This is a genomic window from Pigmentiphaga sp. (assembly GCF_019689535.1).
GTDB lineage: Bacteria > Pseudomonadota > Gammaproteobacteria > Burkholderiales > Burkholderiaceae_B > Pigmentiphaga.
Map to the genome: position 1 here is coordinate 1 of NZ_JADGHH010000170.1, position 7752 is coordinate 7752.

The 7752-nt window shown below is 66.5% G+C and carries 7 protein-coding genes; 6 read left to right on the forward strand and 1 reads right to left on the reverse strand.

The window, feature by feature from the left end:
• Window positions 1–57 precede the first annotated feature (57 nt).
• Window positions 58–993, reverse strand: a complete 936-nt coding sequence (locus IRZ12_RS13720) for a helix-turn-helix transcriptional regulator (protein ID WP_296469432.1) — start codon at window positions 991–993, stop codon at window positions 58–60.
• A 170-nt stretch (window positions 994–1163) separates the two neighbouring features.
• On the opposite strand from IRZ12_RS13720, the gene IRZ12_RS13725 reads away from it, so the two are divergent.
• The 6 genes from IRZ12_RS13725 to IRZ12_RS13750 form a co-directional block, all read left to right on the forward strand.
• A complete protein-coding gene (locus IRZ12_RS13725; protein ID WP_296469435.1) occupies window positions 1164–1628 on the forward strand; it encodes a DUF4863 family protein in 465 nt (154 codons plus the stop codon).
• Window positions 1625–3181, forward strand: coding sequence for a 3,4-dehydroadipyl-CoA semialdehyde dehydrogenase (locus tag IRZ12_RS13730; RefSeq protein ID WP_296469437.1), 1557 nt, complete (start codon window positions 1625–1627; stop codon window positions 3179–3181). The genes IRZ12_RS13725 and IRZ12_RS13730 overlap by 4 nt, the downstream gene beginning before the upstream one ends.
• A gap of 92 nt (window positions 3182–3273) precedes the next feature.
• On the forward strand, window positions 3274–4869 hold the full coding sequence (locus tag IRZ12_RS13735; RefSeq protein ID WP_296469439.1) for a benzoate-CoA ligase family protein: 1596 nt from the start codon (window positions 3274–3276) through the stop codon (window positions 4867–4869).
• Window positions 4866–5735: an alpha/beta hydrolase gene (locus tag IRZ12_RS13740; protein WP_296469440.1), complete on the forward strand. Its 870-nt coding sequence runs from the start codon at window positions 4866–4868 to the stop codon at window positions 5733–5735. Before IRZ12_RS13735 ends, IRZ12_RS13740 begins: the two co-directional genes overlap by 4 nt.
• A gap of 154 nt (window positions 5736–5889) precedes the next feature.
• On the forward strand, window positions 5890–7029 hold the full coding sequence (locus IRZ12_RS13745; RefSeq protein ID WP_296469445.1) for an ABC transporter substrate-binding protein: 1140 nt from the start codon (window positions 5890–5892) through the stop codon (window positions 7027–7029).
• 43 nt (window positions 7030–7072) lie between these two features.
• A partial coding sequence (locus tag IRZ12_RS13750) for a branched-chain amino acid ABC transporter permease (RefSeq protein WP_296469443.1) occupies window positions 7073–7752 on the forward strand: 680 nt, incomplete at its 3' end.

Here is a 7752-nt window from a genome sequence, read left to right on the forward strand (position 1 = left end):
ACGGGGGTCCACCCCTGACCCCGCCCCCGGCGCCCCCCCCGGGGGCGCCCGGTCACGTCACATGTTCCAGTCCATCAGCCCGGCAGCGTTGCGCACCAAAGTCCGCAGGCCTTCGAAGGCTTCCTCCAGCGAATGGCCGCTGGTGTTGTAGCGGGCATCGGCCTTGGCATAGAACGCGGCGCGACCGGCAAGGATCCGCTTGAGATCCTCCATCGCCTCGCGACTGCCGGACATGGGACGGAAGTCGCCCTGCGCCACCACGCGGCGCATGTGGTCCTCGGGATCGGCCTGCAGCCAGATCGTGTAGCAATGGGTGAGCAGGAGATTGAACGTCGATACGTCCGAGACGAGGCCGCCCGGCGTCGCGATCACGACTTCCGGATAAATCTGGATGGTCTCTTCCAGCGCTCGCCGCTCGTAGCGTCGGTACGCGTTGGCGCCGTAGAGCGAATGAATCTCGACGATGCTACAGCCGGCAACCTTCTCGATCTCCCGGCTCAGCTCGATGAAGGCGTAGCCGAGGTCTTCCGCCAGCATCCGCCCCAACGTCGATTTGCCCGCGCCGCGCAGGCCGACCAGCGCGATGCGCGACAGCCGGGAGTGGCTGTCGCGACGCGAGCCGAACAACTCCGACAGCGCATTGCGCGCGCGATGCAGGTCGGCTTCGGAGCGGCCCTCCAGCAACTCGCGGATCAACAACCACTCAGGGCTGCTGGTGGTCACGTCGCCGAGGATTTCCGCCAGCGAGCACTGCAGCGCCTGGGAGACCTGGAGCAGGACGAGAATGGAGGCATTGCCCGTGCCCAGCTCGAGATTGGCTAGGTGGCGCTCGGAGATGCCCGCCGCCGTCGCCGTCGCCTTGCGGGTCAGGCCGCGCCGCGCGCGGATGATACGGATGCGATCGCCCAAGGTAACCAGGAACGGCTCTTTCGCCGGCACGCCGCCGGCCGCCAGGCGATCGGACTCGGAAATACCCACCTCTTCTTCTTTCATCGGAACTGGCTCGCACGACGAAGCGCGCTCCTGGGATTTACCCGCAGGATGCGGTTTTCTTTTTGACATGACCCGACCATGACGCGTATTGTCTCGCCTCAAGAACATGCACAATACTTCATGGACATCGGATGCAACATGAAGTTGAGTATGCCTGAGGAGACGAATTCATGCGCGATTCATTTGAATCCTTGGTGCAGAAGATAACGCAGTCCATCGCCGGCCTGCCCGTGGACGAGACGCTCGAAGCACATCTCAACCGGCATTACGGGTGCGACTCCGATTGGTTCCGCGACATGACGCGCGCTTGCGAGACGGGCGTGCGCGAAGGCTGGCTCTGCCAGCGCGAGGCCGGCGGCGTGCGCTACGGGCGCGTCGTCAAGCCCGGCCCCGAGACGGCCGGTTTTTCCGTCGACGTGGTGGAGATGGCCGACGTGGCGGGCCCGCATCACGTCCACCCGAACGGCGAGATCGACATGGTCATGCCGCAGACCCCGCAGGCCAGCTTCGACGGCAGTCCGGCAGGCTGGAAAGTGTATCCGCCCGGCAGCGCGCACCGTCCCACCGTCGCGGGCGGGCGCGCCCTGGTCCTCTACCTGCTGCCCGAAGGCGCCATCGAATTCACCCGCTCATGAGCACACTGCTACCGAACTTCCTGGCCGGACGCTGGCAGGCCGGCGACGGCCCCGGCGCCCCACTGTTCGACCCTGTATCGGGCGCCGAGCTCGCGCGGGTCTCGAGCGCCGGCCTGGACCTGGCCGCCGCATGCGAGTATGCGCGCCACGAGGGTGGCACCGCGCTGCGCGCGCTGACCTATCGCGAGCGAGCGGGACTATTGGCGGCGATCGCGGACGTGCTCAAGGCCAACCGCGACCGCTATTTCGACATCGCACTCGCCAATTCGGGTACCACCCACCGCGATTCGGCGGTGGACATCGACGGCGCGATCTTCACGCTCGGCCAGTATGCCCGGTGGGGCACGGAGCTGGGCGACGCACGATGGCTGCCAGACGGCGAGGCCGTGCCGCTAGCCAAGGACGGATCGTTCCGAAGCCAGCACGTGTCGGTGCCGGTGCGTGGGCTCGCCCTCTTCATCAACGCATTCAATTTCCCTGCCTGGGGGCTCTGGGAAAAAGCGGCTCCAGCCCTGCTCTCCGGCGTGCCGGTCGTCGCCAAGCCGGCCACCGCCACGGCCTGGCTAGCGCAGGCCATGGTGGCCGACGTCATCGCCGCAGGCGTGCTGCCGCCCGGCGCATTGTCCATCGCCTGCGGCAGCGCGCGGGGGCTGCTCGATGCCTTGCAGCCCTTCGACGTCGTGTCGTTCACCGGCTCGGCCGACACCGCCGCGGCCATCCGCGCGCACGACGCCGTCGTGCGGCGCTCGGTACGCGTGAACGTCGAGGCCGACAGCCTCAACAGCGCATTGCTGCTTCCCGACGCGCCGCCCGGTTCGCCGGCCTTCGACCTGCTGATCGACGAGGTGGTGCGCGAGATGACGGTCAAGTCCGGGCAAAAATGCACGGCCATCCGGCGCATCTTCGTTCCGGCGGCCCACTATGCCGACGCCGGCCGTGCCATCTCGGCGCGCCTGGCGCAAATCACCGTGGGCGATCCGCGCAATGACGCGGTGCACATGGGATCCCTGGTCAGCCGCGCACAATGGGAAAGCGTCCGCGCCGGCATCGCGCAGCTGCGGCGTCACGCCGAGGTACTACACGACGGCGAAGCAACGCCCCTGGTCGATGCCGACCCCTCGGTATCTGCCTGCATCGGGCCGACCCTCCTCGGCGCACCGGACGCCTCGGCCGGGGCGGTCCACGAAATCGAAGTCTTCGGTCCGGTGGCGACACTGCTGCCCTATCGCGACCTGGACGATGCGACGCGCCAGGTACGCCTCGGACAAGGTTCACTCGTGACCTCCATCTACACCGGCGACGATGCGCTCGCCGCCCGCGTCGCGCTCGAGCTGGCCGACGCGCACGGCCGCCTGCACGTGGTCACCCCCGCGGTGGGTGCCACGCACAGCGGCCACGGGAACGTGATGCCCATGTCGCTGCACGGCGGCCCGGGTCGCGCCGGCGGTGGCGAGGAGCTGGGAGGGTTGCGGGCGCTGCAGTTCTATCACCGCCGCACCGCGATCCAAGGCGCCGGATCCGTCCTCGACGGGCTGGGCGCCGGTGGGCCCTAGGCCCGCGCAAACGAGACATCGAGCACATTCCGGCGCACGCACTGCCTGACGGGAGCCGGAAAACGAGCATTGATTGGAGTGAGGAGACGACCATGCTTGCCGACTGTGCCGCCCCACCTGCGGAGTTCAATTTCGCCGGCCATCTGCTGGCGCTCAATGCAGGACGCGCCGCCAAGACAGCCTACATCGACGACCGCGGTTGCATGACGTACGGCGAACTCGACGAAAAAGTCCGCCGGGCCGCCTCCGCGCTGCTGGACCTAGACCTGCGCCCGGAAGACCGCGTGCTGCTGTTGATGAACGACTGCACCGACTGGCCCGTCAGCTTCCTCGGCGCGCTCTACGCAGGCATCGTGCCCGTCGCGGTCAATACGCTGCTGACGCCTGCCGATTACGCCTACATGCTCGAGCACAGCCGGGCGCGCGCCGTGCTGGCCTCGCGCTCGCTACTGCCCAAGGTTTCGTCCGCGCTCGCAACGAGCAGGCACCGGGTGCGGCACATCGTCGCATCGCGCGACGAATCTGGCACTCCCCTAGGCGGCGCGCTGGACTTCGACGACTGGCTGGCCGCGCACGAACCCATGGCTGCCCCGGCCGACACGCTCGCAGACGAGCCCGCGTTCTGGCTCTATTCCTCCGGCTCCACAGGCAAGCCCAAGGGCGCAGTGCACACTCACGCCAACCCCTATTGGACGGCCGAGCTTTACGCCAAGCGCGTCCTGGGCATGCGCGAGAGCGACACGGTGTTCTCGGCCGCCAAGCTCTTCTTCGCCTACGGGCTGGGCAATGCGCTGAGTTTTCCGCTCAGCGTCGGCGCCTCCGTCGTGCTCATGGCCGGGCGTCCCACGCCCGAAGCCTGTTTCGAAAGACTGACGCGCTTGCGGCCCACGATCTTCTGCGGCGCCCCGACCGGCTATGCCGGCATGCTGGCCAGCCCGGCGCTGCCCGCGCGCGAGGACGTCGCCCTACGCCTGTGCTCATCGGCGGGCGAGGCGCTCCCGCAGGAAATCGGAGAACGCTTCACCGCGCATTTCGGCTGCGAAATCATTGACGGCATTGGCTCGACCGAAATGCTGCACATCTTCATTTCGAACCGCGTGGGCGACGTGCGCTACGGCACCACCGGCAAACCGGTGGAGGGCTACGAAGTCGAACTGCGTGGCGAGGACGGCAAGCCGGTGGGCGTGGGGGAAATCGGCGACCTCTACATCCGGGGCCCGAGCGCGGCGCTGATGTACTGGAACAACCGCGAAAAGAGCCGCGAGACGTTCCAGGGCGCCTGGACCAAGAGCGGCGATAAATACAGCCGCGATGCGGACGGCTATTACACCTACGCCGGCCGCAGCGACGACATGCTCAAAGTGAGCGGCCAGTACGTCTCGCCCTTCGAGGTCGAAGCGACGCTGGTACAGCACCCCGCCGTGCTCGAAGCCGCCGTGATTGGCGTCACCGACGACGACGGCCTGACCAAGACCAAGGCGTACGTCGTGCTCAAGCCCGGCCAGCCCGCCGGAGACGCGCTGGACGCCGAGCTCAAGGCCTTCGTGAAAGCGCGCCTGGCACCGCATAAATACCCCCGCCAGATTGAGTTCGTCAGCGACCTGCCCAAGACCGCGACGGGGAAGATCCAGCGGTTCCGGCTGCGGGAGCGGGAAAGCGCCAAGGCATCGCAGGAGGTGCACGCATGAGCGCGAACGAACCGCTGCGCGCCGGGCTGCCTTGGCGCACCTACGCCACCCCGGACGCCGATGCTGTCCCCACGCGCTTCGCCGACGTTTCCTGGGACGGCAAGCGCCACGACATCGAATACGTGTTCATCGCGCCGCAGCGTACGCAGCAGCCGTTGCTCGTGTTCCTGCACGAGGGCCTGGGCTCGGTGGCGATGTGGAAGGATTTCCCGCGCACCCTCTGCGAAGCCGTCGGCTGCCGCGGCCTGGTGCTGTCGCGCTGGGGCTACGGCCGCTCGAGTCCGCGGCCCGGCCACGAGAAATGGCCGGTCGACTTCATGCATAGACAGGCCCGTCATTTCCTGCCCGCATTCTTCGAGGCCATCGGCCACGACACCCGCGCCGACCCGCCCTGGCTCTACGGCCATAGCGACGGCGGCTCGATCGCGCTCATGTACGCCGCCGCGTTTCCCGACCGCGTTGGAGGGCTGATCGTTGCAGCGCCTCATCTCTTCGTCGAGTCGATCACGCTGGCCAGCATCGAACAGGCGCGCGACGGCTACGTCACCACCGACCTGCGCAGCAAGCTCGCCCGCTACCACGCCGATCCCGATTCGGCCTTCTGGGGCTGGAACGACGTCTGGCTCAACCCCGAATTCAAGCGCTGGAACATCAAGGCGCTCTTGCCCGACATCCGCTGCCCCGTCCTCGCCGTCCAGGGCTACGACGACGAGTACGGCACCATGGCGCAGATAGACGGCATTGCCGAAGAAGTCCCGCATGCCGAGCTGCTGAAGCTGGAGGATTGCGGCCATTCGCCGCACCGCGACCAGCCGGCGAAGCTGATCGAGGCCTGCGTGGCCTTCATCCGGCGCCACCACCGATGAGCCGTCCGGAGAACTTCGGGCGTCACCGCGATGCGCAGCCACAGGGCGCATCGACTTTTTCCACCAAGAAAGGGGCGGCGCCGCCCGATGCCCGCCCGCCAGGAGACAAGAAATGAACGCTTCGAAACGCCAATCCGCCATCCTCGCCGCCGCGATGTTCGCCGCGTCCTGCCTTGCCTCGACGGCATCGGCCCAGGCTCCGAGCAAGGTGAAGGTCGGGCTGATGCTGCCCTACACCGGCACCTATTCGGCGCTCGGCACCGCGATCGAGAACGGGTTCCGCCTGTACGTGCAGGAGCAAGGCGGCAAGCTGGCCGGACGCGACATCGAGTACTTCAAGGTAGACGACGAATCCGACCCGGCCAAGGCCTCGGACAACGCCAACAAGCTCGTCAAGCGCGACCAGGTCGACGTGCTGGTCGGCACCGTGCACTCGGGCGTGGCCATGGCCATGGCGAAGGTCGCAAAAGACACCAAGACGCTGCTCATCATCCCCAACGCGGGCGCCGACGATGTGACCGGCCCACTGTGCGCGCCCAACATTTTCCGCTCTTCCTTCAGCAACTGGCAGCCCGCCTATGCGATGGGGCTGGTGGCCGCAACCCAGTTCAAACACAAGACGGCCGTCACGCTGAGCTGGAAGTACGCCGCGGGCGACGAGTCGACCAACGGTTTCAAGGAAGGTTTTGAATCGAAGGGCGGCAAGGTCATCAAGCACCTGCACCTGCCCTTCCCCAACGTCGAATTCCAGGCCCTGTTGACCGAAATCGCCGCGCTCAAGCCCGATGCCGTATACGTGTTCTTCGCCGGCGGCGGCGCGGTCAAGTTCGTCAAGGACTACGCCGCGGCGGGCCTGAAAGACAAAATCCCGCTCTATGGCCCCGGCTTCCTGACCGACGGCACGCTGGAAGCGCAAGGCGCCGCCGCCGATGGACTGCTGACCACGCTGCACTATGCCGACGGCCTGACGTTGCCCAAGGACAAGGCCTTCCGCGCCGCATATGAAAAATCGTACAAGCTCCAGCCCGACGTCTACGCCGTACAGGGCTACGACGCCGCACAGCTCCTCGACGCGGGACTGAAGGCCGCGAACGGCGACATCGGCAAGCGCGAAGCCGTGATCAAGGGCATGGAGCAGGCCAAGCTCGACAGCCCGCGTGGCGCATTCACGATGTCCAGGGCGCACAACCCGGTACAGGACATTTACCTGCGCAAGGTCGAGAACAAGACCAACCAATTCGTCAGCGTTGCAGTGCCCGCCCTCGCCGACCCGGCGCGCGGCTGCAAGATGTAAGGCGCGACCGCGACTTGCGGCGGCGGCCCGACGGGAGTGAGCGATGGATTTGACGACTTTCTTGATCCAGTGCCTGAACAGCGTGCAGTACGGCCTGCTGCTGTTCTTGATCGCCAGCGGATTGACGCTGATCTTCGGCATCATGGGCGTGATCAACCTGGCCCACGGCAGCTTTTACATGATCGGCGCGTACCTGGCGTTCACGCTGTCGTCGTTGACCGGCAACTTCGTCGCGGCGTTGCTGCTGGGCATCGCGCTGGCCGTCTTGTTCGGCTACCTGCTGGAATGGTGCTTCTTTAGCTTCCTCTATGAGCGCGAACACCTGCAGCAGGTGCTCCTGACCTACGGCCTGATTCTGGTGATCGAAGAAATGCGCAGCATCCTCGTAGGGGACGACGTGCACGGGGTGCCCGTCCCCGACTGGCTGTCCGGCGGCATCGCGATCGGCAACGACATGACGTACCCGGTGTACCGGCTCTTCATTTCGGGCGTATGCGTGCTGCTGGCCGCCGCGATGTACGCGGCGCTCAAGAAAACGCGGGTGGGCATGATGGTGCGGGCCGGCGCGACCAACCGCGAGATGGTGCAGTCGCTAGGCATCAACATATCGCTGCTGTATCGCATCGTATTCGCGATCGGCGTCGCCATCGCGGTGCTCGCGGGCATGATCGCCGCACCCGTCTCTTCCGTCTACCCAGGCATGGGTGGCTCTGTACTGATCAT

Excerpts from the sequence above, each read along its gene's own strand:
- IRZ12_RS13720 (WP_296469432.1), bottom strand. The coding sequence starts at position 993 with ATGAAAGAAGAAGAGGTGGGTATTTCCGAGTCCGATCGCCTGGCGGCC.
- IRZ12_RS13725 (WP_296469435.1), top strand. The coding sequence starts at position 1,164 with ATGCGCGATTCATTTGAATCCTTGGTGCAGAAGATAACGCAGTCCATC.
- IRZ12_RS13730 (WP_296469437.1), top strand. The coding sequence starts at position 1,625 with ATGAGCACACTGCTACCGAACTTCCTGGCCGGACGCTGGCAGGCCGGC.
- IRZ12_RS13735 (WP_296469439.1), top strand. The coding sequence starts at position 3,274 with ATGCTTGCCGACTGTGCCGCCCCACCTGCGGAGTTCAATTTCGCCGGC.
- IRZ12_RS13740 (WP_296469440.1), top strand. The coding sequence starts at position 4,866 with ATGAGCGCGAACGAACCGCTGCGCGCCGGGCTGCCTTGGCGCACCTAC.
- IRZ12_RS13745 (WP_296469445.1), top strand. The coding sequence starts at position 5,890 with ATGTTCGCCGCGTCCTGCCTTGCCTCGACGGCATCGGCCCAGGCTCCG.